This window comes from Salinivibrio sp. VYel1 (genome assembly GCF_009377945.1).
GTDB lineage: Bacteria > Pseudomonadota > Gammaproteobacteria > Enterobacterales > Vibrionaceae > Salinivibrio > Salinivibrio siamensis.
Window position 1 is genome coordinate 125,525 of the sequence record NZ_RSAM01000005.1, and the last position, 16,573, is coordinate 142,097.

A 16,573-nucleotide genomic window follows, 5' to 3' on the forward strand; every position below is an offset into this window, starting at 1 on the left:
TCGTTGCTAATCAGACAGTCACGCTCGGTTTTACAACATAAGGCTTACCTTCAGGTGCAAACACAGCTGGCCTCTCAAACCGATAAAGGATGCTCTATGCGTATTTTTAGCCAGTTCGACAGCGGGAATATTCGCGTTGTTAACGATGACGACATCAACAACATTCAACTTGCCATTCACCACGACAATCAGTCTGAGTTTTATCAGTGGTTCCACTTTCGCTTAGAGGCGCAAGTGAATCAGGCTCACACACTGCATATTCAGCAACTGGCAGGCTCAGCCTACCCTGAAGGCTGGAAAGATTATCAAGCGGTCGCCTCTTACGATCGCGAGACCTGGTTCCGCGTCCCCACCGAATTTGACGGCGATACACTGACCATTAACGTAACGCCGCAACAGGGCTCGATGTATTTCGCCTACTTCGCGCCGTATAGCTATGAGCGCCACCTGGATTTAATTCACCAAGCGCAGACCTATCCACAATGTCAGCTAGAAACCCTCGGCCAAACCTTAGATGGGCGCGATATTAGCCTACTGAAAATTCGCGCTGATTTAGGGGAATCCGCCCAACCGAAAACACCGATTTGGCTGATTGCTCGCCAACACCCAGGCGAAACCATGGCGGAATGGTTTATCGAGGGGCTGCTCGACCGATTGCTTGACGACACCGACACCACTGCCCGTGCGCTGTTGGAAAAGGCCGACGTTTACGTGGTGCCCAATATGAACCCCGACGGCAGCGTGCGCGGCCACTTGCGTACCAATGCGGTGGGCGCCAACTTGAACCGAGAATGGCAAGCCCCTACGCTTGAGCGCAGCCCCGAGGTGTATCATGTTCGTGCGCGTATGGAGCAAACAGGGGTGAAAATGTGCCTCGATATCCACGGTGATGAGGCCATCCCATATAACTTTGTTGCCGGTTGCGAGGGGATCCCTTCTTACGATGCGCGTATGGCGGATTTAGAGGACAGGTTTAAGCGTGCCCTGCTCACCGTGACGCCAGAGTTCCAAGACGAGCACGGCTATGACAAAGACGCACCTGGCAAGGCCAATCTGACCGTGGGCTCAAACTGGATTGGTGAGCGCTTTAAATGCTTGTCGTACACAGTTGAAATGCCATTTAAAGATCATAACGACCAACCGGACCCGGATTTTGGTTGGTCACCTGCGCGCAGCCAAGCCTTCGGTCGCGATATGCTCAGTGCCATCCTCAATGTGGTGGATGCACTCTAGCGCGCACTGAATCAATAACACCTCATGAAAGCCGGTGCCATGTCATCGGCTTTTTCTATTTGAGTGATTGATAATTTCAACTTGGGCGAGCGATGTCATCCGCTTATATTAGACACAAATAATTCAACGAGGAACCCCAATGACAACCTTGACCTCACGCTGCCCTCACTGCCAAGCCATGAACCGTATTCCAAGCGAGCGGGTGAATGACGCGCCCAAATGCGGCAAATGTCAGTCGGATGTGCTGGACGGTAAACCGATTGAGGGCACCAGCGAAAACTTTAACGCGTTGCTAAATAGCGATGTGCCTGTCGTGGTCGATTTTTGGGCCCCGTGGTGTGGCCCATGCCAAAGCTTCGCGCCTGCCTTTGCAGCAGTGGCCGAGCAAGAAGAAGGCCGCGCACGTTTTGTTAAAATCGATACCGAAGCGCAGCAAGCATTGGCGGCGCAATATCGAATTCGTAGCATTCCGACGCTAATGGTATTTAAAAACGGCGAGCGCGTTGACGTACTCAACGGTGCCCTGCCTCAAAATGCCTTTAGTGACTGGCTAAGCCAGCACCTTAGCTAATCGCTATTCGCTATTCGCTATTCGCTATTCGCTAACCACTATTTCACATTAATAGCGCGGCGCTACACCTTCAGCGCCGCGCTCTGTTTTACCGCGCGGATCGCCACATTGGTATTGATGTCTTTGACCATCGCCAAGGTTTGTAGCTGGCGCATAAAGGCTTCATAGTGCGGTAAATCTCGCGTCACCACTTCCAATAAATAGTCATATGTACCTGAGATCACGTGGCCGTTGATGACTTCATCCATTTCCACCAGTGCGTGCTCGAAGGTAACAATCGCCTCTTCTCGGTGATTGCTCAAACTCACGTTGACAAAAAAGGTCATGTTAAGCCCAATCCGCTGGCGGTCGAGCGTAACTTGATAGGATGCTATCACCCCATCGGCTTCCAGCTTTTTGATTCGTCTTGCACAAGGCGAAAACGACAATCCAACGGCATCAGCGATTTCCGCCGTGGTGCGGCGCGCATCGTCTTGTAACAGCGCCAGAATGGCTTTGTCTTTACTGTCCAAACCCTCTCCTTGGTAATTTTCATCAATAATTAACTAATAAACGATGATAACCACTAATAGAGGATGAAACTACCCATTAATTTGCCACCAATCCCTCCCTTGACGCTGCCACACTAACTGCATCCATTATCAAGGAAGTGATCAACCATGCCTGCCACCTCTCAACGTTTATTAGGCCTCGCCGCCATGCTTGTCACCGTGACCATTTGGGCGAGCCTGTTTATCTCCCTGCGTCAGGCCAGCCAGTCGGTATTAACCAGTGGCGATATTGCTCTACTGCGCTTTTTGCCTGCGGCGCTGCTATTTGGTTGGCTGAGTCGTCATCGTGTGCGCCATATTTTTGCCGTGCCCAAACGTTATCTGTTTGCGATTGCCTTCGGGGCGGGTTTACCGTTTTATCTGCTCGCTGCCACAGGTATGCAGTTTGCCCCTGTCGCCGATGGCGCCTCGTTAATTCCTGGGATCTTGCCACTGTTTGTCTCCGCCATTGCTTGGAGCGTTTATGGCGAGTCGCTCTCGGTGGGACGACGATTAGGGATTGGGTTGATCGTGATCGGCATTGGCGCATTTTTGTGGCATTCGCTGTTCTTCTCACCGTGGAGCGTCACCCAAGGTCATTTGATTTTGCTCGCAGCCAGCATCAGCTGGGCGTGGTTTACTATTGGCGTGCGTGTCACGGGCTTAAATGCCGCAGAAGCCGGAGCGGTATTAGCGATGTCAGCCGTCTTGCTGCTGCCTGTGGGCGCGATGAGCGGGCTTATCTCGTTTAATCTGCTCCAAGCCCCTCTCGGTGAGCTGGGCTACCATGTACTGGCGCAAGGCTTGGGCGTGGGGATCATTGCCAATTACAGCTATGCGTTTGCGATTCGCCGTTTGGGCGCAGAAATGAGTGCCGCAATAGGCGCATTCACGCCTGTGGTGGCGGCGCTGATCGCCATTCCTGTGTTCTCGGAAACCGTCAGTGCGCTTACCGTGGTAGCGATGGCGTTGATTGTATTGGGTGCGGTGCTCGCCAGTGAGGGGATAAAGTGGCGTCGCACACAAACAAAAAGCGGCCCGCAGGCCGCTTAATCGATGACTCGGCGTAAACGCTATCCGATTATAGATAGTCGCCACGACGCAAGGCATCGATACGTTTTTCTAGCGGTGGGTGAGTCATAAATAGCTCACTCAGCGTTTTCTTACCGTTGATGCCAAATGCCATCATTGAGCCTTCTAGTTTCGGCTCGTGGCTGACTTTCAAACGCTCCAGCGCAGCAATCATTTTCTGCTTGCCTACCAGCTGCGCCGAGCCTGCATCCGCGCGGAACTCGCGATGACGGCTAAACCACATGGTCAGGATGCTGGCCAGGATACCAAACACGATTTCTAGCACTGACGAGACGAGGAAATACATCATCCAGTTGCCGCCACCTTCGCCTTCTTCGTCACTGTTCATGCCACTCACCGCACCGGCGATAACGCGGGCAATAAAGATCACGAAGGTGTTCACTACCCCTTGCATCAAGGTCATGGTGACCATGTCGCCATTGGCAATGTGGCTGATTTCGTGCGCCAGCACGGCTTCGGCCTCATCACGGGTCATGTTTTGCAGCAGGCCACTTGATACCGCCACCACAGAATCGTTGCGTTTCGCCCCCGTCGCAAAGGCGTTGATGTCAGGCGAGTTATATACCGCCACGGTTGGCATACCAATGCCAGCGCGCTGCGCCTGTTGACTGACAGTATTCATTAGCCAGTGCTCGGTTTCATTGCGTGGATGCTCAATCACTTGCGCCCCCACCGAGCGCAATGCCATTGATTTTGACATCAGCAACGATATAAACGAGCCGCCAAAACCAAATACCGCTGCCAGTACCAGCAACCCAGATAAGCTCCCCGGTTGCATGCCTGTCACGGCATAAATGATATTCAGCACAATGCTAAATACGACCAGTACCGCAAGGTTGGTAGCGAGAAATAATCCTAAGCGTTTCATGGTGTGTCTCCGTCGCTTAAACCCAGTGTTTAGCGCTTATTTGTTGTAATGATAAAAATAGTATGGGCATTAATGATAAAAACAATCCTTTGATGCAATTTGTTACGAATAAATCCCAGTCGTCGCTTGTGGCGCCCGTACCATCCAGCTCTCTGCACCGACCAGTTAGTGTGGCACGTTATTTCGATCTGATCTAAACAAATTGTGATATCGCGCAACTCTTAATTTTTAACAATCCATTCAAACATTTAACAAGCATCGAGGCAGAAAAGCCCAATAAAAAAGACAAAAACAACCCAATATAGACTTTGGTCGAGTTGTCATCGCGGTTTACTCAGGCTAATTTATGCGCAGCTGTTTAAAACTATGACGCTGATGCACTGCGTAAGACAACAAAGTAATGGGCAGTCGGCGGTCATATCAACCATTAAGTTTATAACCACCCAGTGTGGACAACCTAACCTTAACAACGCAACGCGTTATCAATGGAGTGAGACCATGGCAGAGCAAGAAAACTACCGAGTCGCTATCGACATCTTAACCTGTCATCTCGGCATGAGCTTCGATGAAGCCTGCTCAGAGCTTGGGTTAGCGTCGGATGACGCGACAGCGGCGCGCCAAATGGCCGAGGTTCAGCAAAGCCTAATGGGTGTTCAAGACGACCAGAAGTAATTGTCTACCCGCATTGACTACCTGAATAGACAAAAAGCCAGCACAGCGCTGGCTTTTTTGATCGCTACATTCTCGCAATATGTTTACAACGGCTTAATATCTAAGTGGCTCGCGCATTGTGCTGGCGAGGCATCGGCAGCAAACGGCAAGTGCCCCAGACAGGGTGCATCTAAATGCGCATCAAGATAACGCACCATTTCATCACTGTGCTGCGCCTTGGGATCAACAGCGTTTGCCACCCATCCGGCTAACCTAAGCCCACGTGCGCGAATGGCCTCTGCGGTGAGTAAAGCATGGTTTAAACAGCCAAGTTTAATCCCCACCACCATGATCACTGGCAGTTGGTGGGCAACCACCCAATCGGCCAGCGTTTCAGTCTCACTGAGTGGCACTTGCCAACCGCCGGCGCCCTCTACCAATACCGGACTGGCCTGCTGTTTTAAATGCGCGAGCCCATCGCTCAGCACCTGGGTGTCGATGGGCTTGTTGGCTAACACCGCCGCCCAGTGGGGCGAGCACGGCGTTTCCAACAACACTGGATTGATAGCGGCATACGGCAATGCGATCGCACTGGCGCGCTGTAAAGTGACAGCGTCACTATTTAGTTGGTGATCAGGCGCTAAATCGGCACCAGCAGCGACAGGTTTATAGCCCACCGCTTGATAACCTTGTTTGATAAAAGCGTGCAACAGCGCCGCCGTGGTATAGGTTTTCCCCACTTCGGTGTCGGTGCCGGTAATAAAATAACTGTCATGCATGGTGGTTAATCACTATGTAGCCAATTTGATAGGTCGCCGGTAAGGTGTTGGCGGCAAGTGCAAAACGCTGATACGCCTTTTCTACCGCGCTAAACTGCGCTCTTGTCGCCAGCCCTTGCTGCCCCGCCCCTTGGGGGCGATAAGTGGCGCCAATGCCTTTTAAGCTTTTCATCACCGCATGGGCATTGGCAAAGGTGAGTTGTTCGCTTTCTTGCAACACGGTTGCGTGCCTAAGCCCGGCGCGTTGGGTCGCCTGCTGTAATCCAGACAACGTGATAAAGCGGTTCACCCGTGATGTGCCGCATGCTTGTTGCCACGCGCTGTCGAGTTCACACAGTGATCCGGTGAGCAGTGTCGAGACAAGAATTTTCCCGCCGGGTTTAACGACCCGACTCAGCTCCGCCAATGGCACATGCAAATCGTCACACCATTGCAGCGCTAACGAGCTAAATGCCAGATCGACACTGTTGTCGGCCAGTGGCAAATGCTCCGCATCAGCTTGTACGCCTAGCATGGCATCACCACAACGCGCTTTTGCCGTCGCAAGCATAGGGGCGCTGAGATCCAGTCCAATCACTGTCTTAGCGTGAGTCATCCACTGCTGAGTGAAATAGCCGGTGCCACAGCCGACATCTAAGACGGTACCGAGACGAACAGACTTTTGCTCTGACTCAGCCAATGCCATTAACCGATGGCCGACACGGCGCTGCAGCGTGGCACTGTCATCATAATGGGGCGCGGCGCGGCCAAACGCTCGGGCAATCGCTTGTTTATCGGCGACGGTCATGGCGTCACCTCGCACGCTTTGTCACATGCTAATACCGGCTTAAGCGCCTCGATCAGTGCGGTGATATCTGTTTTTTGATGCTGTGCCGACAAGCTGATCCGCAGACGTGCAGTGTTAGCGGGGACAGTCGGTGGCCGAATCGCCCCCACCCGAATGTGCGCCTTCATCAAGGCGTGATTCACCTGCTGTAACGCTGCCAAATCACCGATAATCAGCGGTTTTATCGGGCTAGGCGTCGCGAGCAGTTGCGGGAAGGGCTGCCTATTACCAACGTCCGGTTCGCAAGCAGACGTCGTCTCTAACCAGTCGTGGAGCCCTTGCGCTAGCTGTTCGGCATGGGCGCTGAGTGTTTCTCGCCGCCAGTGCTCTGTTCGTGCCAGCCTAATCGCATCCTCAACGAGTGCCGCTTGCGCAGGTGGCATGGCGGTCGAATACACATAATGGCGCGCAAACTGACGCAAATAATCAATAATGGTGGGAGAAGCCAGCACTGCCGCCCCAGCGATGCCCAGGGCTTTTCCAAATGTCACGATTAAAATATCCGGCCGTGCGCCACGACTGATACTGCCCTCGCCTTCTAGCCCCAACACGCCAATCCCATGCGCATCATCCAGTACCCAGAGCGCCCCCGATTGGTTGGCAATCGCGGCAAGGCTTTCGGTTGGCGATACATCACCATCCATGCTGAATACCCCTTCTGAGACAATCAGCGATGCGGAAGGCTGGATTTGCTTTGCGAGCAGTTGGCGAAGGTGTGCCATGTCGTTATGACGAAAACGGCGCTGTGTGGCAGGGCTCAATACGCCAGCCTCAATCAAGGAGGCATGGTTGAGTTTGTCTTGAAACAAGACATCGTCTTTACCTAACAGCGTAAAGAGCAAGGCTTGGTTGGCGGCAAAACCACTGTTAAACAGTATCGCTTGCGGGTAACCGAGCCAGTCACACAGCTGATCACAAAGGGATTGATGCGCCGCGGTAAAACCGGATACCACCGGCGAGGCCGTTGCACCCACCCCCCAGCGTTCAAGGTGCTGCTGCGCCCTTTTCACCAGTCGTGGGTCTTGCGCAAGGCCCAAGTAATCATTTCCCGCAAAGTTGCGCCATGACTCGGCGACGGCATTGTCACCACTTTTCCGCCATAAGCCTTGTTGCTGGCGTGCGGCCAGCTCGCCTTGGTAACGACGGGTCAGCGCTGATGTTGTATCAGTCATAGGGACTTAGACACTGGCGTCGTAGAACAAATCGCCCTCTTGCGGGCGCGCTGCGACTCGCTCGGCCACTTGCTCAAGTAAGTCGTGCTCAGTGACTTGATCGGGCTTTTGGCTGACCGCTTCGCGATTAATACCCAGCTTTTTAAATAGCTGCATATCCGCGTCTTCGTCAGGGTTTGGTGTGGTCAACAGCTTGCAGCCGTAGAATACCGAGTTCGCGCCCGCCATAAAGCACAAGGTTTGCATTTGCTCGTTCATGTCTTCGCGTCCAGCAGACAGCCGCACTGCCGATTTGGGCATCATGATCCGCGCCACCGCAATAATGCGGACAAAATCGAACGGGTCGACGTCATCGACGTTCTCAAGCGGTGTGCCTTTCACTTTGACCAGCATGTTGATTGGCACGCTTTCTGGGTGAGCCGGCATGTTGGCGAGTTCAACCAGCAAACCAGCGCGATCGCGAGCACTTTCGCCCAGCCCAATAATGCCGCCGGAACACACCTTCATTCCCGCGTCTCGCACGTTGGATAAGGTATCGAGGCGTTCTTGGTACGTCCTCGTGGTAATAATGTTGCCGTAAAACTCAGGTGAGGTATCGAGATTGTGGTTGTAGTAATCCAAACCCGCCTCGGACAAGGTCTTGGCTTGCTTCGCATCCAACATGCCCAGAGTCATACAGGTTTCCAACCCTAATCCTTTGACGCCTTGGATCATATCGAGCAAATACGGCATATCGCGTTGCTTGGGGTTTTTCCAGGCGGCCCCCATGCAAAAGCGCGTCGCGCCTGAGGCTTTGGCTTTCTCCGCCGCTTCGAGCACGCGTTCCACTTCCATTAAGCGCTCTTTCTCAACATCGGTGCGATACCGCGCACTTTGCGGGCAATATTTGCAATCTTCTGGACAAGCGCCGGTTTTGATCGATAACAGCGTGCTGACTTGCACTTGGTTGGCAGGATGGTATTCACGATGCACTTGCTGCGCTTCAAACAGCAAATCCATAAAGGGTTTATCGAACAATGCTTGCACTTCCTGTGCGGTCCAGTTGTGTCTTATTTCCACGCGGTTTTCCCCGTTGTTGTCGTTTTAATGCTTGGCTAGTCTACCCACAGACGTTAACCTGTCAACACAACAAGATTATACTGGTTTACATCTGATTTATTTATGAGCACAGACACCCATTTTGACCGTGAGCATATCTGGCATCCCTACACCTCAACGCTCGACCCTTTGCCTTGCTTGCCCGTCTCACACGCAAGCGGCGCCGAGCTACACCTTGAAGATGGCACTGTTCTGATTGATGGCATGTCATCATGGTGGGCAGCCATTCACGGCTACAACCACCATGCTTTGAACACCGCAGCACATAAGCAAATTGATAAAATGTCGCATGTGATGTTTGGCGGTCTCACCCACCAGCCTGCGGTATCGCTTTGTGAGCGCTTGGTCGCGCATTCTCCCGCCCCGCTCACGCAAGTGTTTTTGGCCGATTCAGGATCGGTATCAGTAGAAGTCGCGCTTAAAATGGCGATGCAATATTGGCAGGGACGCGGCGAATCGCGCGCACAGTTTTTGACCTTGCGTCATGGCTATCATGGCGACACGTTCGCTGCCATGTCGGTGACGGATCCTGATAATTCGATGCACAAACTCTACAAAGGGTTTCTGCCCCAGCATCATTTTGTGCCGTCGCCACAAAGCCGCTTTGACGGTGAGTGGGATCCTAGCGACATACAGCCTATGCGCGAAGCACTCGCCACGCATCACGGTCAACTCGCTGCCGTGATCTTAGAGCCCATCGTGCAAGGCGCAGGCGGTATGCGTTTTTATCACCATGAATACCTGCGTCAAGTGCGCGCTCTGTGCGATGAGTTTGATGTGCTGCTGATTGTGGATGAAATTGCGACTGGCTTTGGCCGAACAGGAAAACTATTTGCGTGTGATCACGCGGGGATCAGCCCAGATATACTCTGCGTCGGCAAGGCACTGACCGGTGGATACATGACCTTGGCCGCCACGCTAACCACCCGCCATGTGGCCGATACGGTTTGTAGCGGTGATGCAGGCTGTTTTATGCACGGCCCCACTTTTATGGGCAATCCACTCGCCTGCGCCGTGGCCTGCGCCAGCATTGATACCTTGCTGGAAAGTGACTGGACGCAGACGGTTGCGCACATCGAGAAGCAGCTAAAAACCGGCTTAGCGCCTGCTCGCGCCCTCGAGTGTGTGGCGGACGTGCGTGTGCTTGGCGCAATTGGCGTGATAGAGCTGACCGATCCGGTAAATCTGGCCGATATCCAGCCCTTAATGACCGCCCAAGGCATTTGGGTTCGCCCGTTCGGCAAACTGGTGTATGTAATGCCACCCTATTGCATCCGCGACGACCAACTCCACCAACTCACCCAAGGCATGACCACCGCAATTAAGCAGTTTTTTGGTGAGTAGATAGGGCGTCAGTCACGATCGGTGCCAAATTTAACCCCGATGTCGGATGGCGCGCGGCACACATCGTGATAATGATTGGCATCGTGCTGGCGCTTATGCCGACCTACGCGTACTTTAACGTCGGTGGCGCCATTGGCGTAGGTGACACAAGCCCCGGCATAGTGTTGGGTATGTGCAAATTTCCAACGGGCGCCTGTCACGTTCGATGCCAAAGTTAACCCCGATGTCGGGTGGCGCGCGGCCCAAATTGTGATACTTATTGGCATCGTGGTAGCGCTTATGCCGACCTACGCGCTATTTAGAATTTTTGAATACAGAGCGCTTCGCTTACGGAATACAGAAGAGAACAAATCGCGCTCGTATCAGCTCTTTCCGCATTCCGTATTCCGCATTCCGTATTCCGTATTCCGTACTCCGTATTCCGTCAAATTGTGTCATTAACGGCGATGGCGCTAGCGATGGTTGTCATCCTTTTCGGACCATGTATTTGTCATGATGCCTCGCTCGGGGTACTGGCGACGTTGACTTTCGGTGCCGAAAAACCGCGGAAGATATTGTGTACGGAAAGCAGCGCGCACACACCCACTACCACACCAAGGTGCCATGCTTCGCTAACGCCCAAGCTCAATAGCGCCATACTCATCAACGCAGAAATGATCATCTGTCCACCACCGGAGAGCGCAGCGACCGTGCCGGCTTGGTTAGAGTACGGTTGCATCACCTGCGATTGGGCGCACGGCAGCGCAATCCCATTGCCAAACACCATAAAAAACTGCCCTATCATCAGCAGTAACGGGTCCATCGGAGTGAGCCATAACCAAACCGCAGAGATGAGCTGCATCACGGGTGCCATCAGCAGCATGCGCTTGGTGCCCAAACGCGGCCGAATGCGCGAAACCAGCGCACTACCCAACAATAAGCCACAGGTCGGAATAAGCGCCCACAGCGCATATTGATCCGAGGTCATACCGATGCGCTCTTGCATTAAAAATGGCATCAGCGACACCGTGGTGATCACCAAGGTAAAATTCACCCAGCTAATACTGGCGAAATAGAGAAAATACGGTGTTTTTAACAATGCACCATAACGGCCGAGAATCACCTTCACATTGGGCAACGGTGAACGAGTATGCATGCTTTCTTTAAACAGGAAAAACAGTACGCACCACACCAAGCTGGTGTACACCATCAGCAAAATAAAGATCGCCAGCCAGCCTAGATTGTGGTTAACGAACCCGCCAATAACGGGCGCCACAATCGGAGTCAACGACGCCACCATAATCAAATATGACATGGCTTGCGGTAGTTGATCCCCAGAATAAGAATCACGGGTAAAGGCACGCGAGAGCACGGCACAGCAGCCGGTCCCCATTCCTTGGATGCAGCGGCCAATGACCAGGCCAGTGAAGCTGGCGCTAAAACTCACCATCACGGTTAAGCCAATCAGTGAAAGCAACACACCGGCTAACAACACGCGGCGACGGCCAAGCGCATCTGAGATAGGCCCATAGATAAACTGTGATGGTCCAAAGCCAAGTAAATAGGCAGAGATAAGCAGTTGGACATTGTCCATACTGAGGTTGAAATCTCGGGCTATCCAGGGCAAAGACGGAAATACTAAGCCCATGCTGAATTGCCCAATACTGACGGTCAGGCATGCCAGCAATACGGGCGACCAATTAAATGGGCGACTAGCCGATTGCATCCAGTTTCCTATGCGTTTTATTGATGTGGGGAGGTAGACGTCGCGATCCTAGCACATTGTGGATCACCGATAGATCACTATGGTAACAGTAATAACTGTATGAGTGGTAAACAAATAGTGACGTTTGGCCATCGGCCAGCGTTGCACTGGCCGATTTCACTGGGTGACAATAAATTAAAACGCAGGCTCTATGGTGCCATTAAAAGTATCTTGCAAAAACTGACGTGTTTTGTCGGACTGGAATAACGCGAGTAGTCGCTGATACGTCGGGTTATCTTGATCGTCTTTGCGTGCGGCCACCACCATAACGGCGAGAGGCGCATCTTTAGATTCCAAGAAAATGCCCTGCTCGCTCGGATCGAGCCCTGATGACATCACATAATTCATGGTAATCGCCGCGGCATCGACATCTTGCAAACTGCGAGGCAGCTGTGCCGCTTCTACTTCCACAAATTCGAGCTGTTTAGGGTTGGATTGAACATCTTGCAGCGTGGCTTTAAAACCAACATTGTCAGCCAACGTAATCAATCCTGCGTCTTCCAGCAATAACAGCGCGCGACCCGCATTTGTGGGATCATTGGGGATCGCAATTTGTGCGCCATTCGCTAACGCCTCGACCTTGTCGACTTTGTCAGAATAAATCCCCATCCGCATTAAGATTGAGCGACCAATCGCTACCAACTCGCTATCGTGGTTTTGGTTGAAATTGTCGAGAAACGGCTGATGCTGATAACTGTTTAAATCCAAACTACCATCCGCTAACCCTGCATTAGGCGAGATGTAATCAGAGAACTCTACGACTTCAACATCAATCCCTTCTTCTTTCGCTTGCTCAGCCACCGATTCAACCACTTGCGCGTGGGGACCGACCGTTGCGCCAATTTTAATGGTTTCAGTTTGGTCGGAACACCCTGAGAGGGATACCGCCGCGAGAAGTATCGCGAGACTTGCGCTGAGTTGTTTTATCTTCATTCCCTTTACCTTGCTAATTGGCCATTTAGACATCTAGAATGCCATATAGATGGTTAATGTCAATACGATTAGCTTGATACAAGGGCCGGCTTGATCGCATCCATTGTCCTACGCGTAATGGAGGGCATGTTAAATCGATAGAAGGAGGCATGAGTATGACTAAGCTGTTTCCTTTGCCCCTGTTTTTGTTACCGGGAGGCAGAGCCAAACTGCGCATTTTTGAACCTCGTTATTTACGCCTCGTCCGTGAGTGCTCAGCGAATCAAGAAGGATTTGTGCTGGCAATGATGCAGGGAAAGCGTCTTTACAAGTACGGCACCTTAGTCGACATCGTCGATTTCGAAACACTGCCCGACGGCTTGCTGGGGATCACGATCGCTGGTCGCCAGCGGGTAGAAATTATGTCGACGGACCAAGAAGCGGACAAACTTTGGGTAGGCGATGTGCGCGCACTCAATGATTGGCCTCATGATGAGCATTTGGGTGAGGCGCAAGCCGACGACAAAGCGCGTATCGCCTCAGGGCTCAAACACGTCTTTGCCGCTCACCCTGAACACGCAGAACAATATGAAGCGCCTCATTTCGAAGATTTAACCTGGAGCTGTCAGCGCTGGCTCGAAATTTTGCCGCTTTCTAATGCGCAAAAACAATGGTTTATTGCTCAAGAGTCAGCAGAAGAAGCGAAACAGTTTATCAGTCAGCTGCTCGAAGAGGAAGTCGAGTGATCCAATCACTGCTACCCACGTACTGGTAGCCAAATGGACGGCTACGACAGATAGGACTCAACTATGACTGCGCCACAAACCATGTATACTGAGACCACCATTTCCAGACGGGACACGCGTGCCAACATGACTGACGTGACGAAGGAAGAGTTGTCTGCATTATTATTGAAAGTTTCGGAAGACCGTGACCGTGTTGCTTTCGAGCGCCTGTTTCGGTTTTTTGGCCCTAAGATTCGCTCATACGGCTCCAAGCATCTCCGTGCTGACGGGCAAGCGATGGAGCTTGTGCAGGAAACCATGTTGGTTGTGTGGCGAAAAGCGCATTTGTACAACGCCGATAAAGGCGCAGCGACGACGTGGGTCTTTACCATCATGCGTAACATTAGCTTTGATATGTTGCGTAAGGTGCAATCGAACCGGGAAGACAACTTCAGTGATGATATTTGGCCCGTGCTCGAATCTGGCCAGCAGGACAATGAGTCGGATGCTGGTGCGCAATATATGATGGATCAAGAGTTGCTGTCGTTCATTGATGAGTTACCCGACGTGCAACAACAAGTGGTGAGAGGCGTGTATCTTAAACAGCTTACCCACCAAGAGTTGTCAGAACAGTTAAACGTGCCGTTGGGCACCGTAAAATCCCGATTGCGTTTAGGTCTGGAAAAGCTCCGCAATCACCTGGAGGTTAAACAATGATTAAATATCACCCATCGACCGACTTACTTGACGCGTTTGCCGCTGGCAAACTGCCCACCTCGATGGCGATTGCGTTGTCAGCACATGTTGAGCTCTGCCAGGAATGCCAGGCATATGTCGCCGCTGCAGAAGCCTCGCTTGCAGATTCAGCGTTCGACGAGGAAGAAATAACCGTTGCTGATTGGGATTATGCGGCTGAAGACGAAATGCTTGCCGCCATTTTCGAAGATGTAGCGGCCAATGATGGTGCCGTCGATGTGCAAACACTAGTCCGTGCAACACAAATAAGTGTGAGTAACAAGACCTACACGTTGCCACGCGCGCTACAGCGCTTTAGTGATTCTAACTGGTCATCTTTTGGCAAAGTACAGCGCGCCCGGTTGAACCTTGATGAAGGGGCAACACGTGCCAGTTTCCTCCATATTGATGAGGGCGGCTCGGTGCCTGCGCACACGCACAAAGGCTATGAGTTAACCCTTTTGCTTGATGGTACGTTCGAGGATGAAAGTGGCGAATACGTACCGGGTGATTTTATTTTGCTCGATAGTCGCCATCATCATACGCCATTCACCAAACAAGGGTGTTTGTGCTACACGGTGGCAGATGCACCGCTTTATTTCACCAAAGGTGTGAGCAAATTACTCAATACCGTGGGACATGCGATTTACTAAAAAATTCTGTGTTAGTTGTTATCCTTCTGGCGGCTGCGAAGCCGCCTTTTTTTATGCTAAAGAGGCAACGGAATGCGTGCTTTTGCTCGGCGATGCTCTCCATTATCGCCATTAATCTCGTGGCGGTAACAGAATAATTACACCTGGTAAACCTTTACTTAATGACAACTCTCCGGCTCAGTCCTACATAACTAGTGCAAAGTAGTAATTTTCCCTTTACATCGGGTGAATCAAACTGGTTTAATTCGTCACTTCTAACGATTCATTAACAGCCATTGATAATAAACACAGTGAAGTGAGAGTCACATGAGTCAAACACAACTCGCCAGTGTCAGCCGAGGCAACTCGTTGGTACTTCAAATCCTTGTCGGTATTCTTGCCGGTGGTGTCCTTGCATACCTGTCTCCTGAGTGGGCAGCGAATGCAGGACTGTTCGGACAACTCTTTGTCAGCGCGTTGAAAGCCGTTGCCCCCATTTTGGTCTTCGTTTTAGTGGCGGCTTCCATTGCTAACCAAAAACAAGGGCAGCGCGCCAATATGCGCCCTATTATTGGTCTGTACCTTGTCGGTACGCTTGCTGCCTCGCTGACGGCAGTCACCATGAGCTTCTTATTCCCCACGACCCTAGAATTTGCGACCACAGATGCCAGCATCACACCACCTGAAGGGATTGGCCAGGTATTGAATACCCTGCTTTTCAATATCGTGGATAATCCCGTTAGCGCATTGATGAACGGCAACTATATCGGGATCCTAGCCTGGGCGATTGGTTTAGGGATTGCCCTACACCATGCATCAAACGAAACCAAACGCGTGTTTTCCGACGTGTCAGAAGGCGTGTCGATGATCGTGCGCTTTGTGATCCGTTTTGCACCTTTGGGTATCTTCGGCTTGGTCGCGAGCACACTGGCTAAAAGTGGTTTTGATGCTCTCGCGGGCTATGTGCACCTTCTCGGTGTGCTATTGGGTAGTATGTTCACCATTGCACTCGTGGTTAACCCAGCGATTGTGTACTTCAAAACAGGTCAAAACCCATACCCACTGGTTTTAAAATGCCTACGTGAAAGTGGCATAACCGCCTTCTTTACCCGTAGTTCAGCGGCTAACATCCCGGTGAATATGCAACTGTGCCGCCGTCTTGATTTGGATGAAGACACCTACTCAGTGTCTATTCCACTGGGTGCAACTATCAACATGGGCGGTGCGGCGATCACCATTACGGTATTAACGTTAGCGGCGGTTCATACGCTGGGCATTGAGGTGGACATCGCTACTGCGGTGCTACTAAGTATTGTCGCGGCGGTATCGGCCTGTGGTGCATCCGGTGTGGCCGGCGGCTCACTGCTGCTGATCCCACTGGCCTGTAACTTGTTTGGGATCCCACAAGAGATTGCCATGCAAGTCGTGGGAATTGGCTTTACCATTGGCGTCTTGCAAGATTCCGCAGAAACAGGGCTCAACAGCTCAACGGATGTGGTATTTACCGCGGCAGCTTGCATGGCCGAAGAAAGAAAAAATAGTTAACATGGCTATTTAAAGAAACACTTTCAAAAAAGCAGGTGCACGTCACCTGCTTTTTTTATCGCTGACCCAGGCGCTTAGGCCGTCATTGACTGTCGTCTTTCCAGTGTGTCACACCG

General features: G+C 52.0%; 18 protein-coding genes. 9 read left to right on the forward strand and 9 right to left on the reverse strand.

The features are described from left to right. Positions 1 to 96: 96 nt before the first annotated feature. Positions 97 to 1,233 carry a M14-type cytosolic carboxypeptidase gene (locus EHW58_RS06595; protein ID WP_152795511.1) on the forward strand — a complete coding sequence of 379 codons (1,137 nt, stop codon included), beginning with the start codon at positions 97 to 99 and terminating at the stop codon, positions 1,231 to 1,233. A 139-nt stretch (positions 1,234 to 1,372) separates the two neighbouring features. After that, positions 1,373 to 1,804 carry a thioredoxin TrxC gene (gene trxC / locus EHW58_RS06600; RefSeq protein ID WP_077607121.1) on the forward strand — a complete coding sequence of 144 codons (432 nt, stop codon included), beginning with the start codon at positions 1,373 to 1,375 and terminating at the stop codon, positions 1,802 to 1,804. Positions 1,805 to 1,866: 62 nt separating this feature from the next. Here the strand turns inward: trxC and EHW58_RS06605 are convergent, their stop codons facing one another. Then, a complete protein-coding gene (locus EHW58_RS06605) occupies positions 1,867 to 2,316 on the reverse strand; it encodes an Lrp/AsnC family transcriptional regulator (RefSeq protein ID WP_046073097.1) in 450 nt (149 codons plus the stop codon). Positions 2,317 to 2,463: 147 nt separating this feature from the next. Here EHW58_RS06605 and EHW58_RS06610 point away from each other — a divergent pair, with 147 nt between their 5' ends. Next, positions 2,464 to 3,387: a DMT family transporter gene (locus tag EHW58_RS06610; RefSeq protein ID WP_152795513.1), complete on the forward strand. Its 924-nt coding sequence runs from the start codon at positions 2,464 to 2,466 to the stop codon at positions 3,385 to 3,387. A 28-nt stretch (positions 3,388 to 3,415) separates the two neighbouring features. On the opposite strand, the gene htpX is transcribed toward EHW58_RS06610, so the two are convergent. Continuing rightward, the gene (gene htpX / locus EHW58_RS06615; protein WP_046073095.1) at positions 3,416 to 4,294 is read right to left on the reverse strand and encodes a protease HtpX; all 879 of its coding nucleotides are present in this window, start codon (positions 4,292 to 4,294) and stop codon (positions 3,416 to 3,418) included. A gap of 498 nt (positions 4,295 to 4,792) precedes the next feature. On the opposite strand from htpX, the gene EHW58_RS15650 reads away from it, so the two are divergent. Then, positions 4,793 to 4,966 carry a hypothetical protein gene (locus EHW58_RS15650; RefSeq protein WP_194163208.1) on the forward strand — a complete coding sequence of 58 codons (174 nt, stop codon included), beginning with the start codon at positions 4,793 to 4,795 and terminating at the stop codon, positions 4,964 to 4,966. An 83-nt stretch (positions 4,967 to 5,049) separates the two neighbouring features. Here EHW58_RS15650 and bioD read toward each other — a convergent pair whose 3' ends face one another. From bioD to bioB, 4 genes are read right to left on the reverse strand one after another with little or no spacing between them, the layout of a single operon-like run. Beyond that, entirely contained in the window at positions 5,050 to 5,724 is a 675-nt protein-coding gene (gene bioD, locus EHW58_RS06620; protein ID WP_152795515.1) for a dethiobiotin synthase, read from the reverse strand. Continuing rightward, the gene (gene bioC, locus EHW58_RS06625; protein WP_152795517.1) at positions 5,717 to 6,511 is read right to left on the reverse strand and encodes a malonyl-ACP O-methyltransferase BioC; all 795 of its coding nucleotides are present in this window, start codon (positions 6,509 to 6,511) and stop codon (positions 5,717 to 5,719) included. Before bioC ends, bioD begins: the two co-directional genes overlap by 8 nt. Continuing rightward, on the reverse strand, positions 6,508 to 7,722 hold the full coding sequence (locus tag EHW58_RS06630) for an 8-amino-7-oxononanoate synthase (protein ID WP_152795519.1): 1,215 nt from the start codon (positions 7,720 to 7,722) through the stop codon (positions 6,508 to 6,510). The genes bioC and EHW58_RS06630 overlap by 4 nt, the downstream gene beginning before the upstream one ends. A gap of 6 nt (positions 7,723 to 7,728) precedes the next feature. Continuing rightward, on the reverse strand, positions 7,729 to 8,781 hold the full coding sequence (gene bioB, locus EHW58_RS06635) for a biotin synthase BioB (protein WP_370517837.1): 1,053 nt from the start codon (positions 8,779 to 8,781) through the stop codon (positions 7,729 to 7,731). A gap of 102 nt (positions 8,782 to 8,883) precedes the next feature. Between bioB and bioA the strand changes: the two genes are divergently transcribed. Continuing rightward, positions 8,884 to 10,164, forward strand: coding sequence for an adenosylmethionine--8-amino-7-oxononanoate transaminase (gene bioA, locus EHW58_RS06640; protein ID WP_152795521.1), 1,281 nt, complete (start codon positions 8,884 to 8,886; stop codon positions 10,162 to 10,164). Positions 10,165 to 10,172: 8 nt separating this feature from the next. Here the strand turns inward: bioA and EHW58_RS06645 are convergent, their stop codons facing one another. The 3 genes from EHW58_RS06645 to EHW58_RS06655 all read right to left on the reverse strand — a co-directional run bounded on the left by EHW58_RS06645 (position 10,173) and on the right by EHW58_RS06655 (position 12,841). After that, positions 10,173 to 10,430 carry a hypothetical protein gene (locus tag EHW58_RS06645; protein WP_152795523.1) on the reverse strand — a complete coding sequence of 86 codons (258 nt, stop codon included), beginning with the start codon at positions 10,428 to 10,430 and terminating at the stop codon, positions 10,173 to 10,175. A 224-nt stretch (positions 10,431 to 10,654) separates the two neighbouring features. Beyond that, positions 10,655 to 11,869: a multidrug effflux MFS transporter gene (locus EHW58_RS06650; RefSeq protein WP_152795525.1), complete on the reverse strand. Its 1,215-nt coding sequence runs from the start codon at positions 11,867 to 11,869 to the stop codon at positions 10,655 to 10,657. A gap of 174 nt (positions 11,870 to 12,043) precedes the next feature. Then, positions 12,044 to 12,841, reverse strand: a complete 798-nt coding sequence (locus EHW58_RS06655) for a MetQ/NlpA family ABC transporter substrate-binding protein (protein WP_152795527.1) — start codon at positions 12,839 to 12,841, stop codon at positions 12,044 to 12,046. 155 nt (positions 12,842 to 12,996) lie between these two features. On the opposite strand from EHW58_RS06655, the gene EHW58_RS06660 reads away from it, so the two are divergent. The 4 genes from EHW58_RS06660 to sstT all read left to right on the forward strand — a co-directional run bounded on the left by EHW58_RS06660 (position 12,997) and on the right by sstT (position 16,457). After that, positions 12,997 to 13,566, forward strand: coding sequence for an LON peptidase substrate-binding domain-containing protein (locus tag EHW58_RS06660; protein WP_046073085.1), 570 nt, complete (start codon positions 12,997 to 12,999; stop codon positions 13,564 to 13,566). Positions 13,567 to 13,692: 126 nt separating this feature from the next. Further along, positions 13,693 to 14,262: a sigma-70 family RNA polymerase sigma factor gene (locus EHW58_RS06665; protein WP_108743076.1), complete on the forward strand. Its 570-nt coding sequence runs from the start codon at positions 13,693 to 13,695 to the stop codon at positions 14,260 to 14,262. Continuing rightward, the gene (locus EHW58_RS06670; RefSeq protein ID WP_152795529.1) at positions 14,259 to 14,933 is read left to right on the forward strand and encodes a ChrR family anti-sigma-E factor; all 675 of its coding nucleotides are present in this window, start codon (positions 14,259 to 14,261) and stop codon (positions 14,931 to 14,933) included. The genes EHW58_RS06665 and EHW58_RS06670 overlap by 4 nt, the downstream gene beginning before the upstream one ends. A gap of 306 nt (positions 14,934 to 15,239) precedes the next feature. After that, complete coding sequence (gene sstT / locus EHW58_RS06675; RefSeq protein WP_046073082.1) at positions 15,240 to 16,457, forward strand: serine/threonine transporter SstT; 1,218 nt, start codon at positions 15,240 to 15,242, stop codon at positions 16,455 to 16,457. Positions 16,458 to 16,573 lie beyond the last annotated feature (116 nt).